At 64.6% G+C, this 17,607-nt stretch carries 21 protein-coding genes; 3 read left to right on the top strand and 18 right to left on the bottom strand.

Features of this window, described 5'->3' with window-relative positions; genetic code table 11:
* Positions 1–80: 80 nt before the first annotated feature.
* From UB48_RS04285 to UB48_RS04275, 3 genes are all read right to left on the bottom strand, one after another.
* Positions 81–2,024: an autotransporter outer membrane beta-barrel domain-containing protein gene (locus tag UB48_RS04285; RefSeq protein WP_045194326.1), complete on the bottom strand. Its 1,944-nt coding sequence runs from the start codon at positions 2,022–2,024 to the stop codon at positions 81–83.
* Positions 2,025–2,132: 108 nt separating this feature from the next.
* Positions 2,133–2,816, bottom strand: a complete 684-nt coding sequence (locus tag UB48_RS04280) for a TetR/AcrR family transcriptional regulator (protein ID WP_052676471.1) — start codon at positions 2,814–2,816, stop codon at positions 2,133–2,135.
* 106 nt (positions 2,817–2,922) lie between these two features.
* The gene (locus UB48_RS04275) at positions 2,923–3,342 is read right to left on the bottom strand and encodes a heme-binding protein (RefSeq protein WP_045194323.1); all 420 of its coding nucleotides are present in this window, start codon (positions 3,340–3,342) and stop codon (positions 2,923–2,925) included.
* Between the two features lie 230 nt (positions 3,343–3,572).
* On the opposite strand from UB48_RS04275, the gene UB48_RS04270 reads away from it, so the two are divergent.
* Positions 3,573–4,184, top strand: a complete 612-nt coding sequence (locus UB48_RS04270; protein WP_045194321.1) for an SCO family protein — start codon at positions 3,573–3,575, stop codon at positions 4,182–4,184.
* Positions 4,184–4,666, top strand: a complete 483-nt coding sequence (locus UB48_RS04265; RefSeq protein ID WP_045194319.1) for a copper chaperone PCu(A)C — start codon at positions 4,184–4,186, stop codon at positions 4,664–4,666. The genes UB48_RS04270 and UB48_RS04265 overlap by 1 nt, the downstream gene beginning before the upstream one ends.
* A gap of 77 nt (positions 4,667–4,743) precedes the next feature.
* Here UB48_RS04265 and UB48_RS04260 read toward each other — a convergent pair whose 3' ends face one another.
* From UB48_RS04260 to UB48_RS04230, 7 genes are all read right to left on the bottom strand, one after another.
* Positions 4,744–5,271, bottom strand: coding sequence for a cytochrome b/b6 domain-containing protein (locus UB48_RS04260; RefSeq protein ID WP_045194317.1), 528 nt, complete (start codon positions 5,269–5,271; stop codon positions 4,744–4,746).
* Between the two features lies 1 nt (position 5,272).
* Positions 5,273–5,536, bottom strand: coding sequence for a PepSY domain-containing protein (locus tag UB48_RS04255; RefSeq protein ID WP_045194315.1), 264 nt, complete (start codon positions 5,534–5,536; stop codon positions 5,273–5,275).
* A 41-nt stretch (positions 5,537–5,577) separates the two neighbouring features.
* Positions 5,578–6,813 (bottom strand): glycolate oxidase subunit GlcF, encoded by a 1,236-nt coding sequence (glcF, locus tag UB48_RS04250; protein ID WP_045194313.1) that lies wholly within the window; start codon positions 6,811–6,813, stop codon positions 5,578–5,580.
* 3 nt (positions 6,814–6,816) lie between these two features.
* Complete coding sequence (glcE, locus tag UB48_RS04245; RefSeq protein WP_045194311.1) at positions 6,817–7,872, bottom strand: glycolate oxidase subunit GlcE; 1,056 nt, start codon at positions 7,870–7,872, stop codon at positions 6,817–6,819.
* Positions 7,872–9,371 (bottom strand): glycolate oxidase subunit GlcD, encoded by a 1,500-nt coding sequence (gene glcD, locus UB48_RS04240; protein ID WP_045195671.1) that lies wholly within the window; start codon positions 9,369–9,371, stop codon positions 7,872–7,874. The genes glcE and glcD overlap by 1 nt, the downstream gene beginning before the upstream one ends.
* A gap of 133 nt (positions 9,372–9,504) precedes the next feature.
* Positions 9,505–9,729, bottom strand: a complete 225-nt coding sequence (locus tag UB48_RS04235; RefSeq protein ID WP_010222367.1) for a hypothetical protein — start codon at positions 9,727–9,729, stop codon at positions 9,505–9,507.
* A gap of 62 nt (positions 9,730–9,791) precedes the next feature.
* Positions 9,792–10,367, bottom strand: a complete 576-nt coding sequence (locus UB48_RS04230; protein WP_045194309.1) for an NADAR family protein — start codon at positions 10,365–10,367, stop codon at positions 9,792–9,794.
* 226 nt (positions 10,368–10,593) lie between these two features.
* On the opposite strand from UB48_RS04230, the gene UB48_RS04225 reads away from it, so the two are divergent.
* The gene (locus UB48_RS04225) at positions 10,594–11,766 is read left to right on the top strand and encodes a sugar transporter (protein WP_045194307.1); all 1,173 of its coding nucleotides are present in this window, start codon (positions 10,594–10,596) and stop codon (positions 11,764–11,766) included.
* A 96-nt stretch (positions 11,767–11,862) separates the two neighbouring features.
* Here UB48_RS04225 and UB48_RS04220 read toward each other — a convergent pair whose 3' ends face one another.
* The 8 genes from UB48_RS04220 to fdxH all read right to left on the bottom strand — a co-directional run bounded on the left by UB48_RS04220 (position 11,863) and on the right by fdxH (position 17,597).
* Positions 11,863–12,198 (bottom strand): hypothetical protein, encoded by a 336-nt coding sequence (locus tag UB48_RS04220; RefSeq protein ID WP_045194304.1) that lies wholly within the window; start codon positions 12,196–12,198, stop codon positions 11,863–11,865.
* A gap of 1 nt (position 12,199) precedes the next feature.
* Complete coding sequence (locus tag UB48_RS04215; protein WP_306764570.1) at positions 12,200–12,460, bottom strand: YceK/YidQ family lipoprotein; 261 nt, start codon at positions 12,458–12,460, stop codon at positions 12,200–12,202.
* 76 nt (positions 12,461–12,536) lie between these two features.
* Positions 12,537–14,060, bottom strand: coding sequence for an FAD-dependent oxidoreductase (locus UB48_RS04210; protein WP_045194302.1), 1,524 nt, complete (start codon positions 14,058–14,060; stop codon positions 12,537–12,539).
* Positions 14,061–14,072: 12 nt separating this feature from the next.
* On the bottom strand, positions 14,073–14,687 hold the full coding sequence (locus tag UB48_RS04205) for a LysE family translocator (protein WP_045194300.1): 615 nt from the start codon (positions 14,685–14,687) through the stop codon (positions 14,073–14,075).
* A 118-nt stretch (positions 14,688–14,805) separates the two neighbouring features.
* Positions 14,806–15,033, bottom strand: coding sequence for a hypothetical protein (locus UB48_RS04200; RefSeq protein WP_045194298.1), 228 nt, complete (start codon positions 15,031–15,033; stop codon positions 14,806–14,808).
* 121 nt (positions 15,034–15,154) lie between these two features.
* Positions 15,155–16,066, bottom strand: coding sequence for a formate dehydrogenase accessory protein FdhE (gene fdhE, locus UB48_RS04195; RefSeq protein WP_045194296.1), 912 nt, complete (start codon positions 16,064–16,066; stop codon positions 15,155–15,157).
* On the bottom strand, positions 16,063–16,710 hold the full coding sequence (locus UB48_RS04190; RefSeq protein ID WP_045194293.1) for a formate dehydrogenase subunit gamma: 648 nt from the start codon (positions 16,708–16,710) through the stop codon (positions 16,063–16,065). Before UB48_RS04190 ends, fdhE begins: the two co-directional genes overlap by 4 nt.
* Entirely contained in the window at positions 16,707–17,597 is an 891-nt protein-coding gene (gene fdxH, locus UB48_RS04185; RefSeq protein ID WP_275559268.1) for a formate dehydrogenase subunit beta, read from the bottom strand. The genes UB48_RS04190 and fdxH overlap by 4 nt, the downstream gene beginning before the upstream one ends.
* Positions 17,598–17,607 lie beyond the last annotated feature (10 nt).

Raw genomic sequence — 17,607 nt, 5'->3', positions numbered from 1 at the left:
AGCCCGCGCAGGCCCTTCAATTTGTTTATTCCAAATTGTTAGATTGTTTTGTTATTTTTATATCCTTTTATTTTATTGATTCAGAACTGCCACTGCACACCCAGGGAATAGCCAGCCTGATTACCCTCGCTATGGGCAAAGCGGCTGTTGACCTCGGCAAACACCCCCAACTGCTCGGTGAACATCAACTGCGCGCCCACTTGCGCGCGACCAAAGTCCTTGTCGACGCTGCCCATGTCCGCTACCCGCACACGGCCGTCGGCATTGCTGGTGAGGTCGATCTCGTCCAGGCGGCCATCGGCCAGTTCGCGTACCCAGCGCACGCTGGCGTAGGGTTGCAGGGCCATGTTCGCCCCCAGGCCGACGCTGCCATGCAGGCGCCAGCCGAGGCTGGCTTCGAGGGCGTCGTAGTTCTGCTTTTCGTAGCCCAGGGCAGTGCGCAGGGCCTGGTCTTCGTGGAAGTCATCGATGCGATAGTGCATGTAGTCCAGGCCCGCCACCGGGCCGGTCTTCAAGGCGCCGAAGCTGAAGTCGTAGCCGCCGTCGAGCCGCGCGCCCCAGAACCACGCCGAGGTGTCGCCGGACAGGCGCTGGTCGAGCAGCACCGGGCCGTTGCTGGCCTGGATGTACACCGAGCGCTTGGTATCAAAGCTTGTATGCCCGGCGCTAAGCTCGCCGGCCAGCCATTGCGGGCCGCCGTCGTTGAGCAGGGCAAACAGCCCGGCCTGCCAGGCGTCGCCTTCGATGCGCCCGCCGTGGTCGAGGGCGTCGCGGCTGCGCTGGAAGCTCAGGCTGGCACCGACAGTCAGGGCTTCATTGAGACGGTAATCGCCAACGCCATAAACGCCCACGCGTTTCGACTCGGGGTTGCCCGGCGCATCGAAACCGCTGTCTGGCGAAACTTCGCCTTCGACACCCACTTCACCATCAAAGCTGCCGACCGCCCGTGTGGCGTCCAGCAGGCTCAGCCAGCGGCGGTCATGCAGGCGGGTCAGGGCCTGGTGCTGGCGTTGCAACTGGTCCTCCATCTGCCGCGCCATGGCGCCGCCGGAGGCGGTGGAGGCGAGCAGGTCGGCGTTGGTCAGTTCCAGCACCAGGCGCGTCAGCAACCGCGAGAAGTCGCTCAGGCGCTGGTCGATGCGCTGCTGGCCGAAGGCGTTGGTCAGCACTTGCTGGTTGTCTTCAGCCGGGTCGTGCCAGGTCGAGCCGCCGGGGATCGCCGGGTTGTCGGTCTGCTCGTAGCCGTCCAGTTCACCCAGCTCCCAATTGGTGGCCTCGATGAACAGCACCGGCACGTTGAGGCTATTGAAGCTTTCGCCGTCGCTGCAGCAGCCGGTGCCGGCCGGGTATTCGGGGTTCAGGCCGGGGTTGGTGAACAGCGCGATGTTCATCTCCTGAGCGATGCGCAGCAACTGATCGCGGTAGGCGCCCAGGGCCGGGTTGGCGATGCTGTTGCTGGCGGCGTGGGCGTACATCTTGTCGCCAGTGATCAGGCTGTCGAGGTTGATCATGCCCAACAGGTTGGCGCGCTGGCTGTCGCTCAATGACGCGACATAGGCGCGCGAACCGCGCAGGCCTTCTTCTTCGGCACCAAAACCGACCACTTCCAGGCCGTTCTCCAGGGCCACGCCGCCCAGGTTGCGGGCGATCTCGGTGAGCACGGCGGCGCCCGAGGCGTTGTCGTCCAGGCCTTGCAAGGTAGGGCGGCCGAAGTAGGTGTCGTAGTGGGCGCCGAGCACCACGTAGGTGCTGTTCTGGCCCGCGGCGGAGGCGATGACGTTCTGCGAACTGCGGTTGCCGGCCCAGGTGAAGTCCTGGCGGCGGGTCTGGTAGCCGAAGCCCAGTTGCGTTTGCATCAGGGCGGTAGCACCTTCGAAACTGGCGGTACCGCGGTAACGTCCGGGGTAGTGGTTGATCAGACGGTCCAGGGTCTGCCCGGCATATTGCCCATATTCATAGGCGCTGGCGCCGGAGGACAACATTGCACAACCCAGGCTTACAGCGACTGCTAACGGTTTGAACACGGCACTTTTCCTTATGTGTCGTTACGAAAGGCGCATCATAGGATGCGTCGCCTCGCAGTAAGCAGGATGTGTACCGTTTTGTGACTGATGTAGGAAATTTATCCGGTTTTAGGCGTTTATCACTCCACGCAGCAACAGTTGCGTGAGGGTCTGCGCGCCCGCTTCCAGCTCGCTCTCGTTGATCTTGCCGACGCCCCCGGCCATCAGTTGCGAGCCGAAATTAGCGTAGGCCAAGGTGGTTGCCCACAGGCTGATCAGCAGGTGCTGCGGGTCGAGCGTCGCCAACTGGCCACGGGCAATCCACTGGCGCAGGCAATCGAGGCTGCGCTCGACCTCACCCTGCAGATGTTCGATATGGCTGCCAGGCAACTGCCGCGCGCCGTGCAGCAATTCAGCCGCCAGCACTTTTGCCGCCCAGGGCTGCTTGCGGATCAGCCGCAGGTTGGCGCGGATCATGCCGCCCAGGGCGGGGCCGGGTTCGCTGTCGGGCTGCAGCAGGGCGAAAGCCTGCAGGTAGGGCACGGCGACCATCTCCAGCACCTGCTGGTAGAGGTTCTGCTTGGAGCTGAAGTAGTAGTTGATATTGGCCTTGGGCAGCCCGCTCGAGCGCGCCACATCGCCAATGGTGGTGGCGGCGAAACCCTTGCAGGCAAAGCTTCTGGCCGCCTCGCGCAGGATCCGCGCACGGTTGCGCCGCCCGGTACTGTTGGGCTTGATCGGTGCCGGGCTGGCCGGCTCGTAGACCTCGAGGTGCGAAGGGTCAGGGGCGCCCGGGTAACTTGACTGGTCCATCTGCGGCCTGCTGATCGCGTACAATTTTCGTAATATACAAAATTATATAGCGATAGGCGCAGGCTTTCCCAGTCAGGCGACCGTGGCGAAAAAAATCGAGGGGGTTTTAGCTGCCCAGGGTCGCCAGCAACGCGGCGATCGCCACCTTGGCCACCTGCGCATCCTGCTCCGACCTGACCCCGGAAACACCCACCGCGCCGATCACCTGACCGTCCACCCGCAGCGGCACGCCGCCTTCGAGGGTGGCGTTGAGCACCGGCACCGAGAGAAAGGCCGTTCGCCCGCCGTTGATGATGTCTTCATAGACCTTGCTGTCCTTGCGCCCCAGAGCCGCGGTGCGGGCTTTTTCCTGGGCGATGTAGGCGCTGATCGGCGGGCAGCCGTCCAGGCGTTCGAGGGCCAGCGGGTGGCCGCCGTCATCGACCACGGCGATGCTTACCGGCCACTGGTTGGCCTGGGCTTCGGCGCGGGCGGCGGCAAGCAGTTGCGCGACTTCGTGTTGGGTCAGTACGGCCTTGCTGAGCATGGGGAGGGCTCCACGAGTGAGAGGCGAGCAGGATGCGTCATTACTACCGTAGACGTTGCCGGATGTTTCTTGTCACTGCCTGCGACAACAGGCCGCACCCCGTAATTACTGGGATACAGACGTACGGGGCGCTGCGCGCTGGAACCTGCGTCCGCCACCATGACAAAATGCGAAGGTTTCTCGACATGCCCTCTATCCAGGGGCTGGCACCTTCCCGAAAGGATGGTTACATGACTGAATTACTGACCCGGCGCCAGGTTGTTGCCGGGATCAGCCTGCTGGGCCTCGGCGCCCTTGCAGGTTGCGACCCCCGTTCCGGTGGCGCGCTGGACTTCAAGTACGGCAAGGACATGAGCAACAAGATCCTCGGCCGTTCGTTCAAGCTCAAGGATACCCAAGGCAACGTCCGTACCCTCTCGAGTTTCTGGGGTTCGATGCCGATGGTGTTCTTCGGTTTCACCCAGTGCCCGGCGGTGTGCCCGACCACCCTGGCGCGCGCGGTGCAGATCAAGAAGCTGATGGGCCGCGATGCAGGCTTTTTGCAGGTGGTGTTCATCAGCCTCGACCCCGAGCGCGATACCCCCGAGGTGCTCGACGCCTACGTCAAGGCCTTCGACCCCTCGTTCGTGGCGTTGTCCGGCACCCTCGAAGAAACCGCGGCCGCCGCCCGCGAGTTCGGTGTGTTCTACGAGAAGGTGCCAGCCGGCGATACCTATACCATCTCGCACACCTCGACCAGCTACGTCTTCGATTCCCGCGGCCAGCTGCGCCTGGGCCTGTCCCATTCGCTCAATGCAAAAGAGTGCGCAGAAGACCTGCTCACTGTCATGGAGGTGTGTTAATGCTTCGCAACCCTGTCAAACGTACCCTGGCCGCGCTGGCCCTGATCGGCCTGGCCCTGCCGGCCATGGCCGAAACCACTGTCAGCGACGCCTGGGCGCGTGCTACCGTGCCCAACCAGAAGTCCAGCGGTGCTTTCATGACCCTCACCGCCAGCACCGACAGCAAGCTGCTCAGCGTCGCTTCGCCGGTGGCCAGGACCGTGCAGGTACACCAGATGACCATGGAAAACGACGTGATGAAAATGGGCGAGGTCGACAGCCTGCCGCTGCCGGCCGGCAAGGCGGTGAGCCTTGACCCCAACGGTTATCACGTGATGCTCATGGACCTCAACCAGCAACTCAAGGAAGGCGAGCACGTGCCGCTGACTCTGGTGGTCGAGGATGCCAAGGGCGTCAAGCAGCGCATTGAAGTGAACGCGCCGGTGCGGGCGTTGAATGCGCAAGTCATGCAGGGGCATGATCATCAGCCTATGCAGCACTGATAGAGGGCTGCTGCGCAGCCCATCGCTGGCAAGCCAGTTCCACCGTTCGGTGGGTGCTGGCTTGACCCGCGACCGTTTCAGCGCCGCCGGCGCCTGCCGGTGACCATCGACAGCGGCAGGTTCTCCTTCAGCCGCCAGCTCTCGAACAGCGCCGCCGCAATGTGCAGGCACACCAGCGCCAACAGGGCATCGGCCATCAGCTCATGGATATCGCGCAGGCCGTCGTCGCCCCAGAAGTAGTAGATCTCTTCCATCATGAAGCCGCTGACGCCAAGGCCGGCCATCAGCAGCAACATCAGCACCATCACCAGCGCGCCCAACGGCGAATGGCCGAGGCGGTGGTAGTCTTGGCCGCTGAACAGGGCCTGCAAGTGCCACTTCAAGCGCGTGGGCGTTGGCCAGAAGTGCGCCCAGCGCGCCGCCGGGCTGCCGACAAAGCCCCAGACACTGCGCAGCAGTACGATCGTCAGGCCGTAATAGCCCAGCCAGCGGTGCCAGCCATCGCCTTCTTCGGTGAGAAAATAGCCGCCGACAAACACCACCACCAGCGACCAGTGGCACAGGCGCACCAGCGGGTCCCAGAGGCGCAGGCTATCGTCGCTCACCTCAGTCGATCTCTTCCTTGACCTTCTTGCCGGTGACCGGGTCGAAGTAGATCTCGACTTTTTTACCGTCTTTGTTCTTGCCGTAGATCTCGTAGCAATTGCCCTTGGTGACCTTGAACTCCTTGATCTCGTAGCCCTGCTTTTTCAGTTCTTCCTGAAAGTTGTTCTGGTCCTGCCATTGGTTCTTTTCGGCAGTGCTGCATTCGGTCTTGGCCAGGACGGCGGGGCTGATGACCAGCAGTGAGACAAGCAGAAGATGACGCATGACGAGTCCTCGGGTTGTCGAACAGGGGTGCCCGTTTGAGCTTATGCCAGGCTTGGCGACTTCGCTAGCGCCTCGTCCACCAGCTCGATCCAGTGCCGCACCGGGGTGCGCCCGGCGCCATCGAGGTGGGTCTGGCAGCCGATATTGGCGCTGACGATGACATCCGGCCGGCCGCTTTCCAGGGCATCGAGCTTGTTGTCGCGCAACTGCCTGGCCAGTTGCGGCTGGGTCAGCGAATAGGTGCCCGCCGAGCCGCAGCACAGATGGCCGTCGGGCACATTGCTGAGGTTGAAACCCAGGCGCTTGAGCAGGGCCTCGACGCTGCCGCCAAGCTTCTGCGCATGCTGCAGGCTGCACGGGCAATGCACCGCCAGCAGCTGGCCGCTGTGGCAGGCCAGTTTATCCAGCGGCTCGGCCGCGACGACCTCGACCAGGTCCCTGGCCAGTTCGCTGACCCGCCGGGCTTTGCTTGCGTACTGCGCATCGCCGTGCAGCAGCTTGGCGTAGTCCTTGACGAAGGCGCCGCAACCGCTGGCGGTTTGCACGATGGCTTCGGCGCCGGCCTCGATGGCCGGCCACCAGGCGTCGATGTTGTGCCGGGCACGTTCTAGGCCACGGGCTTGGGCATCGAGGTGATAGTCGACAGCGCCACAGCAGCCGGCCTGGGGCGTGGCGGTGACGCTGATGCCCAGGCGATCGAGCACCCGCGCCGTGGCGGCGTTGGTGTTGGGCGACAGGCCGGGTTGCACGCAGCCTTCAAGCAGCAACACCCGCCGCTCATGGTGCGCTTGCGGGCGCGCCTGGGCCACGGTCAGCGAGCGCGGTAGCTTGGCCTTGAGCGCTGCCGGCAGCAGGCTGTCGACGCTGCGCCCCAGTTGCACCAGGCGCTTGAAAGCCGCTGGGTGGCTGGCCAGGTTGCGCAGGCCGCTGCGCAAGGCCCGCTGCAGCGGCGGGCGGGCCACCGCCTGGTCAATCACGGCGCGGCCGATGTCCAGCAGGTTGTGGTAGTCGACCCCGGACGGGCAGGTGGTTTCACAGTTGCGGCACGACAGGCAGCGGTCCAGGTGCAGTTGGGTCTTGGCGCTGGCCGGCTGGCCTTCGAGCACCTGCTTGATCAGGTAGATGCGCCCGCGCGGGCCGTCCAGTTCGTCGCCGAGCAGCAGATAGGTCGGGCAGGTGGCGTTGCAGAAGCCGCAGTGCACGCAGCTGCGCAGGATGCGCTCGGCCTCTTCGGCGCGGGCCAGGCGTTTGGCGGCATCGCTCAGGGTGGTTTGCATGGCTCAGATCTCCGCGTACATCCGCCCGGGGTTGAAGATCCCTTGCGGGTCGAGGCGCTGCTTGAGTTGCTGGTGATAGCGCAGCAAGGCCGCGGGTAGCGGCTGGAACGGGCTGTCGCTGGCGCTGTAGCAGGTGGCATGGCCGCCCAGTCGGCTTGCAGCCGCGCGAATGGCCTCGGCCGGGGCCTCGGACTTGAGCCAGCGCTGGGCACCGGCCCAGTCCAGCAGTTGCTCGCCGGGCAGCTCCAGCAGCGGGCTGTGGTTGGGCAAGGATATGCGCCACAGCGGGCGCGGGTCGGCGAAAAACCCCAGGCGCTGGTGGTTCAGGTCTTGCCACCAGCAAGCCTTGAAGCGCTCGCCGCCGAGCCGGTCGCGGGCGGCCTTGACCGAACCTTCACCGCCTTCCAGGCGCAGACGCAACACCGTGCCGTCATGGCAGGCGGCGCTGATCGGCAGCGGTTGCTGGCCCCATTGCGCCAGTTTCAGCAGGGCTTGCTGCGGGTCGAGCTGCAGGGCGATGTGCGCGTCGCAGCGCGGCTTGGGCAGCACTTTGAGCGACACCTCGCTGATCAGCCCCAGGCAGCCGAAGCTGCTGGCCATCAGCCGCGACAGGTCGTAGCCGGCGACGTTCTTCATCACCTCGCCGCCAAAACGCAGGTGCAGGCCCAGGCCGCTGATCACCCGGGTGCCGAGCACGTAGTCGCGAACCGAGCCGGCCCAGGGCCGGCGCGGCCCCGACAGCCCGGCAGCGAGCATGCCGCCGAGGGTTGCGCCGTCGTCACTGTGCGGCGGCTCGCAGGGCAGCATCTGCCCGGCGGCCTCAAGCGTCGCTGCCAACTCGCTCAGCGGCGTGCCGGCGCGGGCGGTGATCACCAGCTCCGTCGGGTCGTAGTTGACGATGCCGCGGTGCTCGCGGGTATCGAGCTCGATCCCGGCTACCGGGCGGCCGAGATAAGCCTTGCTGGCGCCGCCTCGAATGCGCAAGGGCGTGCCCTCGGCGCGGGCCTGGTTGACCTGTTCGAGCAGCGCCTGGCTGGCATCGTTGTTGTGCGCCAGCATCAGAAGCGCTCCAGCTCGGGGAAGGGCAGTTGCCCGGCGTGTACATGCATGGCGCCAAACTCGGCGCAGCGCTGCAGGGTCGGGATGTTCTTGCCGGGGTTGAGCAAGCGATGGGGGTCGAAGGCCGCCTTGACTGCGTGAAACAGGGTCAGCTCGTCGCTGCTGAACTGCGCGCACATCTGGTTGATCTTCTCGCGGCCGACGCCATGCTCGCCGGTGATGCTGCCGCCGACACTCACGCACAGTTCGAGAATCTCGCCGCCAAAGGCTTCGGCGCGCTCCAGCTCGCCGGGCTGGTTGGCGTCGAAGAGGATCAGCGGGTGCATGTTGCCGTCGCCGGCATGAAAGACGTTGGCCACCCGCAGATCGTATTTATGCGATAGCACGGCGATGCGTTGCAGCACATGGGGCAACTCGCGGCGTGGGATGGTGCCGTCCATGCAGTAATAATCGGCTGAAATTCGCCCGACCGCCGGAAAGGCGTTCTTGCGCCCGGCCCAGAACTTCACCCGCTCCACCTCGTCACGGGCCTGGCGTACTTCGCTGGCACCGGCCTGTTCGAACAGGGTACGTACCCGCTCGCAATCGTCGTGCACATCGGCTTCGACGCCATCCAGTTCGCACAGCAGAATCGCCTCGGCGTCGACCGGGTAGCCGGCATGAATGAAGTCTTCAGCGGCGCGGATCGCCAGGTTGTCCATCATCTCCAGGCCACCGGGAATGATCCCGGCAGCGATGATGTCGCCAACCGCGCGCCCGGCTTTTTCCACCGAGTCGAAAGCCGCCAGCAGCACCTTGGCCACCTGCGGCCTGGGCAGCAGCTTGACCGTTACTTCGGTGATGATCCCGAGCATGCCTTCGGAACCGGTGAACAGCGCCAGCAGGTCAAAGCCCGGGGCATCGAGGCTGTCGGCACCGAGGGTCAGGCATTCGCCTTCAACGGTAAGGATCTCGACCTTGAGCAGGTTGTGCACGGTCAGGCCATATTTCAGGCAGTGCACGCCGCCGGCATTTTCGGCGACGTTGCCACCGATCGAGCAGGCGATCTGCGACGACGGGTCGGGTGCGTAGTACAGCTCATAAGGCGCGGCGGCCTGGGAGATCGCCAGGTTGCGCACCCCCGGCTGCACCCGCGCGGTGCGCGCGGCGGGGTCAATGGCGAGGATCTTGTTGAAGCGCGCCATCACCAGCAGCACGCCTTTTTCCAGGGGCAGGGCGCCGCCCGACAGGCCAGTGCCGGCGCCACGGGCGACCACCGGCACCTTGCGGGCAAAACACAGCCTGAGGATGCCTTGCACCTGCTCGAGGGTATGCGGCAGCAACACCAGCAGCGGCAGTGTGCGGTAGGCCGAGAGGCCATCGCATTCGTAGGGCTTGAGGTCTTCCTCGGCGTGGAGGATATCGAGATCGGGCAGTTGTGCCTGCAAGGCCTGCAGCAGCGCCTGCTTGTCGACGGCGGGCAGGGCACCATCGACGTTTTCGTCGTAAAGGATATTCATTGACAGCCAGTCACCGGAATGTGCCAGAAGTTGCTGGAAATCGTAGACGATAAACAGCACCTGGCACTGGCGACCCAGGCTCTTGGGCGATTGACCTCACGCGTGTCGCGCACCCGCCACCCGCCTTTGCGGGCTAGCGGAAACGCGGCAGCGGGCGTTCGACGCTCAGCGAAGTGAGGGTTTTTCTGACCAGCTGATCATCGGCTTCGACGGCCTTGAGGGTGTCGCGGATCTTGCCGGCCACCGGCACATCGCCCTGGCGGTCGATCCAGTCGGCAATCTCCTTGCACGCCGAAGCGAGCCGGGCCTGGCGTTGGTTGATCAGGTTAAGGGCTGTGGTGATCTCTTTATCGGACATGAGGGAATCCTCCATCTGCGCGAATAAAGTGTAGCAGCGCAGAAAAATCCTGCGCTGGGCCCTCAGCCAGCCAGGCGCTCGCGCACGCGCATCAGCGCATAACCGAGCAGGTTCAGCCCTTGCCACTGGCGTGGATCGGCCGCTTGCGCGGCCTTGGCGTCCAGGCCGATGCCCCAGATGCTGTCCACCGGGCTGGCCTCGACCAGCACCTGGCCGGCGGTAGAGAGTAGAAATGTGCGCAGCCCCGGGTTCTGTTCGAACTTGAGCAGGTTGGCCTGCTCGACGATCGCCGAGCGCTCGGCCACCCAGGCGGCGTCATCGTAGCCGGCGACTTCGCGGCCCAGCTTCTTGGCCTCGGCCGGCGTGCGCGCGGCGAGAATTTTCGCCAACGTTGCCTGGTCGTCGAACAGCCGCGCCTTGCCGGCCATCATGTAGTGCTCGGCGCTGGGGTAGTGGAGGCCTTGCTCTTTGAAGCCGGCCTCGAACCACTGGCTGAAGCAGCTTTTGTCCGGCTTGCCCTCGACCTTTTGCCGGTGGCCCCAGAAGTACAGGTACTGCGGCGCCAGGCCCTGGTCGATAGCGGCGATCAGGCTGTCATTGTCGAGGATGTTGGCCAAAGCCTGGGAGGGTTGCGACATAGCGGGGAGTCTTCCATGAACGAATCGGGCCATGGTACTCCACGCCTGCGCGGTTGTGACAGCTTCGGTGCTGACGTACTATCCTTGCCAGCAAGCGATACCCCGCATACTTATAAATCTTTCCTCAGCGCACACGCTTCACTCAGGCCCGACCGGCATGAGTGTCTGGCGCTGGGCGCGTTTTCGTTCCCGGCAACCGCAAACGACTCGGAGCAAGGCTTTACTCATGAATACATCCGTGGATGCGCGAACCGGCAGTTGGCTGAGTGTCATCGCCCTGGCCCTGGCGGCCTTCATTTTCAACACCACTGAATTCGTCCCGGTGGCGCTGCTCAGCGACATCGGCCGCAGCTTCGACATGTCCACCGCCCAGGTCGGCCTGATGCTGACCATCTATGCCTGGGTGGTGGCCCTGGCCTCGCTGCCGATGATGCTGCTGACCCGCAATATCGAGCGGCGCAAGTTGCTGATCATCGTCTTTGCCTTGTTCATCCTCAGCCATTTGCTTTCGGGGGTGGCGCAGAGCTTTGGCATGCTGCTGGTCAGCCGTATCGGCATCGCCCTGGCCCATGCGGTGTTCTGGGCCATTACTGCCTCGCTGGCAGTGCGCGTAGCGCCGCCGGGGCAACAGGCCAAGGCCCTGGGGCTGCTGGCAACCGGTACCACCCTGGCGATGGTCATGGGCATTCCGCTGGGGCGGGTGGTGGGCGAGGCCCTGGGCTGGCGCACCACCTTCCTGGCGATTGCCGGGGTGGCTTTGGCAACCTTGTTGTGCCTGGTCAAATCGCTGCCGCTGCTGCCGAGCCAGAACTCCGGCTCGTTGCGCAGCGTACCGGTGCTGTTCAAGCGCCCGGCGCTGGTCACCGTGTATGTGCTGGTGGCGCTGGTGATTGCCGCGCAGTTCACTGCCTACAGTTACATCGAGCCGTTTGCCCTGAACGTCGCGCAGATCGGCGGCGAACTGACCACCGTGCTGCTGTTGCTGTTTGGCGGCGCCGGGGTGTTCGGCTCGGTGCTGTTCAGCCGCTACAGCGAGCGATTCCCGCAGGGCTTTTTGATCGGTGCGATCGCCATGCTGGCGACCTGTCTGCTGCTGTTGCTGCCGTTGGCCGCCGACTTCCGCCTGCTGGGCACCTTGAGCGTGTTCTGGGGCGTGTCGATCATGTGCTTCAGCCTGGCGTTGCAGTCCAAGGTGCTGATCCTCGCCTCGGACGCCACCGACGTGGCCATGGCCATGTTCTCTGGCATCTACAACATCGGCATTGGTGCCGGGGCGCTGATCGGCAGCCTGGTCAGCGTGCACATGGGCCTGGGCAATATTGGCTATGTCGGCGGATCACTGGCCCTGGCGGGGTTGCTGTTGTGCGGGGTGACGACCTACAGGTTTGCCCGCGCCTAGGGGCTGCGTTGCAGCCCATCGCCGGCAAGCCAGCTCCCACACGGACTGCGCAAAACCTGCGGGAGCGGCGGTGCGGCGACCCGACTTGCCCCGCGATCAATCGCGAATCTTCAGCAGCCCATCGCAGCCCAGGCAACGCACCTTCTTCAGCTTGCGCACTTCGCTGAAGCCGACCCGGCGGGACAGCGCGGTGCCGACCTCATCCTTGTACAAGTGCATCATCGCTGCGTTGCACAGTGGGCAGCGCACCAGCATCGACAACGGAAAGGTCAGGCAGCCAAGGCCCAGAACCACCAGGATAATGGTGGTGCCCAGGCTTTTCGGCATCCAGTCGAACAGGGTCAGCACCATCAGCGGCGCGCCGATATAGATGATGAAGTCATTGATGTAGATATTCAGAAACGCCACGCGGCGGTAGTCGAGCTGGGGCATTTCAGTTCATCGAGTCATAGGGCAGCAGGGCGGTGTCGACCACCATGTCCGCCGGCAGGGTGACAATCGCAGCCACCGGGCAGACGATGGTCACCCAGCAGAAGATCGTTGAATAACCTTCGTAGCCGCTGGCGCCAATCGTGGTCAGCAACTGGACGTTGGCCTGGGTGCCTTTGTAGTAGTCGCCGCTGCCGTAGCTGTTGGAGCCGCGCGCAAGAAAAGTGCCGCAACTGGCCAGGAACAGGGTCGAGGCCAGGAGCAAAGAAGTGAGGATTCTGATGATGCCATTCCTTAGCAGATAGAGAGGCGAAACCTGCGCGCATTCTCGCACAACAGCGCTAGTATCCGCGCATCCCGCGTGCACTGAAGTACTCTTCGAGCACCTCTGGCCCGGCGCCGACCTGGGCCAGCGCGACGTAGCTGTCCGGGCGCAGCAGGTACACGCCGTCCCGCTGCAAGCCGGCCGCCTCGTGGGCGTCGCACCATTCGAACACTTCCAGCGGCATGCCGCGCTCGCTGCACCAGGCCACCAGGCTGCCGCTGGCCGCACCATACACCTGAACCTGCCAGCGCATCCGCGCCAGCCCGGCAAAGTTGTCGTGGGCGCCGTCGCTGACCCACGGCAGGCGCTCGCCACCGTGTACCTGGCCGGCGCTGCCGACGCTCAGGGGCATGTCGCGGTAGTTCAGGGTGATTTGCGAAACGGTGCGGAACAAAAACGTCCGCGCAGCTTTGAGCGCCGCCACCCGCGGCAGCAGCACGGGGGCCAGGCGGGTGCGCAGCAGGGCGGCCAGGCGGCCGTCGGCGGTGATGAAGTTGAACACCTGGTCGGTGGTCGCCACCAGCCGCTGGGCAAAAGCACTGCGCTCGATTTCGTAGGTTCCGAGCAGGGCCTCGGTGGCGCTGCCTTGCAACACCGCCGCCAGTTTCCACGCCAGGTTGATGGCATCGCCGATGCCGGTGTTCATGCCCTGGCCACCGGCCGGGCTGTGTACGTGGGCGGCGTCGCCAAGCAGGAAGGCGCGCTGGTGGCCAAACTGCTCGGCCACCCGGTGGTGCACGCGGTAGGTAGAGAACCAGTTGACCTGATGGATCTCGACCTTCAGGTGCTCCATGGCGCGCTGGCTGACATCCTCGAAACGCAGGTCGCGGGGGTATTCGGCACGCGCGTCGCGCACCGTGCCGATCAACCGCGCGCGGCCGCTGCCGGCCAGTGGGAATACGGCGAGAAAGTCGGCCTCGTCGAGGTCGACGTGCAGCTCGCCATTGAACGCCGGCCCCGCGCCATCGACATCGGCGACATAAAACACCTGCTCGTAAGTGCCGCCGGGAAAGCCGATGCCCAGGACCTTGCGCACCGTCGAGCGGGCGCCGTCGCAACCGGCGATGTAATCGGCTTGGCAGACTTCCTCGACGCCGTCGGCATGGCGCAGGCGGGCGGTGACGCCTTCGGCGTCCTGGCTGAAGCCAAGCAGCTCGGTTTGCCGTTCGACGGCCACCGCAAAGCGCTGCAGGCGCTCGATCAGCAGTTGCTCGTGCTGGTCCTGCGGGTAGATATGCAGGAACGGGTAGGGCGTAAGTTCGGCGCCAATGCTGTTGAACGGCAGCCGCGCGGCGGTTTCGCCCTTGACCCACAGGTTGGCCGCCGGCACCTGGTGGCCCTGGGCGAGGACTGCCTCGGTCAGGTCCAGCTGGCGGTACAGCTCCAGGGTCCGCGCCTGCACCGCCAGGGCCCGGGAGGTGGTGCCGGGGCCGCTGGTTCTGTCGATGATCCGCACCTTGATGCCCAGCTTGCTCAGCCACAGCGCCAGCACCAGCCCGGTGGGGCCGGCGCCGATAATCAGTACGTCACAGCGGTTCATCGCAGGCGCTCCTCAGCGCTGGGCGAACGCCAGGTTCAGGCCCAGGCCGGCAAAAGAGGCAGCAAAACTGCGGCGCAGCCAGTTCTGAACCCGCGGCGATTCAATCACCGCGCGACGGAACAGGTTGGCCAGCAGGCCATACAGCAAAAACACCACGAAGGTCATGAGCATGAACACTGCGCTCAGGCTGAGCATCTGCCCGCTCACCGAGCCCGCCTCGGCGCTGATAAACTGCGGCAGGAACGCCAGGAAGAAAATCGTCAGTTTCGGGTTGAGGATGTTCAGCAGGCAGGCCCGCAGGATCAGGCTGCCAGCGCTACCCACCGCGCTGTTGCTGTCGACGGCGAAGGCCGAGCGGTCGCGCCAGGTGGCGTAGGCCAGGTACAGCAGGTAGGCGACGCCGGCGAACTTCAGGCCCTGGAAGGCCAGGGCACTGGTGTGCAGGATCGCCGACAGGCCGAGGATCGAGGCCAGCAGGTGCGGGACGATCCCCGCCGTACAGCCCAGCGCGGTGTAGAGGCTGGCGCGCTTGCCGGCCACCAGGGCGGTGGAGATGGTCAGGATCACGCCGCTGCCGGGAATCAGCACGACGATCAATGAGGTAATGAGAAAATCCAGGCTCGGCATCGCGACAGGCTCCATCTCGTCAAGGTTGGCTGCAAGCATGTCTACAGACGTCAACCGTTCAGATCAAGTGTAAGAGCCCTGGCAGCTTTTGCTAGTCAGTCGTCGGCGCATGGCCCGGCTACTCGGCCTTGCCACGCACGATGCGCCCGACCTTGATTTCGTCGGCGTAGGCCTTGAGCTTGTCGGAGTCTTTGTACAGGCGATTCATCAGGTGCAGCACGGCAACCACGTCGACGCCGTCGATGCGCTCGGCCAGCTTGCTGATTTCACCGGCGGTGCGTTCCAGGTTGCCGGCGACGGCCTTGAGGTCGCGCTTGAGTTCGGCGGAAGATTTCTTGATGCCCATTGGGAGTCTCTTGGTGGGGTGGTGCTTGTGAGAGGGCTGCTGTGCAGCCCATCGCTGGCAAGCCAGCTCCCACAGGGGCCGGTGTATGCACTCTGTGGGAGCTGGCTTGCCAGCGATGCTGTCAGCCGGGAAACAGAAACGGGCTGACACCACTGCGCCCATAACCCTCGCGCTCCACTTCGGCGTCCAGCGCCAGCGAAGCGAGGTCATCGGCCAGCACTTCCTGGTCGCGGTCCTTTTCCGGGTACAGCACTTTCAGGTAGCTGTGGCAGTCGTTGCAGCTCTCGGCCTTGATCGCGGCATCCTGACGCTCCAGCGACCAGTAGTCGAGGGCGCCGGTGGCTTCGCAGTTGCTGCATTTTACCCGAACCATGTGCCAGCGGCTCTCGCACAAACTGCAATGCAGGTAACGCAGGCCGGCCTGGGCGCCGTTCATGATCACGCTGGCCACCGGCGCGCTGGCGCACACCGGGCAGTGCTGGCGCTGTTCGCCCAGCGAGGCCCTGGCCGAAGCCGGCAGGGCATTGGCCAGCTGGGTGAAGTACAGCGACAGCGCGCTCCAGAGAAACAGCGCCTGGCCGCTGTCGACCTGCTCGTAGCTACCGGCCAGCAGGGCGCTGGCGCGCTCTTCCAGTTGCACCGGCGAGTAGCCGCGCAAGGCGTCGAGGGTGCTGCGCACCGCTGGCGTGGCGTCGCCGTACAGTGCCTCGATCAAGGCGCCGAGCAGTTGCTGCCAGTAAGCGTCGCGCGGGTACTCTGCGCTTGCCAGCGGCGCCCGGCCGGCGTCCAGGCGCGCCGCCAACCCGGCCGCCAGCGCTTCAGGCAGCGCCAGGGTGGCAAGCAGTTGCTGCTGAGCCTCGGCGATACCGGCACAAAACCCCAGGTAATCGCCCATGGCGTGGCCGTCGGCCAGCTGGCGCAGGCGCGCCGCGCGTTTTGAGTAACGGTCCTTGAGCGACGGCAGCAGTACCGCGACGATCTCGTTGACGCCACCGCTGGGCGTCTGCACCGGGGTCATCTGGATGCTGCTCATTTGTCGCTCCCGGCTTTGCCTTGCTTGCTGTTCAGCTGGCGGTACCAGCGGTCGTGGTGGGTCTTGGCCCAGCTGCGGCTGACGTAGCCGGTGACCATGCCGCGGATCGAACCCTTGACCCAGAATGCCAGGTAGGCATGGCCGATGATCAGCAGAATCAGGCTGATGCCGGCCAGTGCATGCACCAGCAAGCCGATACGAATGGTCGGGATGCTGAACAGCGGCGCGAAATACGGCCGCCAGATCACCACGCCACTGAGCAGCAGCAGGCTGATCAGGGCCATGATGCCCCAGAACAGGATCTTCTGCCCGGCGTTGTATTTGCCGATGTTCAGCGCCGGCTCATGCTTGCCGGCCAGCACTTGCTTGACGTTCTTGAACCACTGCAGGTCTTCGCGTTCCGGCAGGTTGTAGCGCACGAAGCGCACGAACAGAAACATCAGCAGCAAAAACACCACCACGCCGAAAAACGGGTGGAGGATGCGCGCCAGCTGCGGGGTGCCGAACACCGCGTTGAGGCCGTTGAGCGAGGGGAAGAACCACGACAGCCCCGACAGCGCCACGGCGAAGAAGCAGATCACCATGAACCAGTGGCTGGCGCGCTCGATGAAGCGCGTACGCAGGATCAGTTTGTCCTTGTTCATGCGTGGGTATCCTCTTCGATCTTCTGGTCCTGTTCATCGACTTCGTTGGGGCCGACGCCGATGTAATGGAACAGGGTGCCGGCCAGGGTGGCGAAGAACGCCGCCGCGGCCACCGGTTTCATCCAGCCTTTCCAGCCCTGGATGGCGTTGCTGATGCGCGGGTCGGTGGGCAGCTTGTGGTACAGCTGCGGCTTGTCGGCATGCTGCAGCACGTAGACCACGTGGGTGCCGCCAACGCCTTGCGGGTCGTAGATGCCGGCCCCGGCAAAGCCGCGGCCCTGCAGCTCGGTGACCCGTTCGCTGGCCTGGTGCAGCATGTCTTGCTTGCTGCCGAAGTTGATCGCTCCGGTGGGGCAGGTCTTGACGCAGGCCGGCTCCTGGCCGACCGACACGCGGTCGACGCACAGCGTGCACTTGTAGGCCTTGTTGTCCTTCTTGCTGATGCGCGGCACATCGAACGGGCAGCCGGCGATGCAGTAGCCGCAACCGATGCAGTGCTCGGACTGAAAATCGACGATGCCGTTGGCGTACTGGATGATCGCTCCCGGTTGCGGGCAGGCTTTCAGGCAGCCGGGGTCGGCGCAGTGCATGCAGCCGTCCTTGCGGATCAGCCACTCGAGCTTGCCGCTTTCGTCTTCGACTTCATCAAAACGCATCAGCGTCCAGGTTTCGGCCGACAGGTCGGCCGGGTTGTCGTACACGCCAACGTTGTGGCCGACCTCGTCACGCAGGTCGTTCCACTCGTTGCAGGCCACCTGGCAGGCTTTGCAGCCGATGCAGATGCTCACGTCGATCAGCTTGGCCACTTCGGCCTGGTGATCGCGGGTGTGCGGCGCCGGGGTCAGCACGTTGGTGGCTGAGCGGCGGACGATGTCTTGGGATTGCATGGACATGGTA

The organism is Pseudomonas sp. 2(2015) (genome assembly GCF_000955865.1).
In the GTDB taxonomy this organism is placed as follows: Bacteria; Pseudomonadota; Gammaproteobacteria; order Pseudomonadales; family Pseudomonadaceae; genus Aquipseudomonas.
This window is presented reverse-complemented; position numbering and strand designations above follow the sequence as displayed.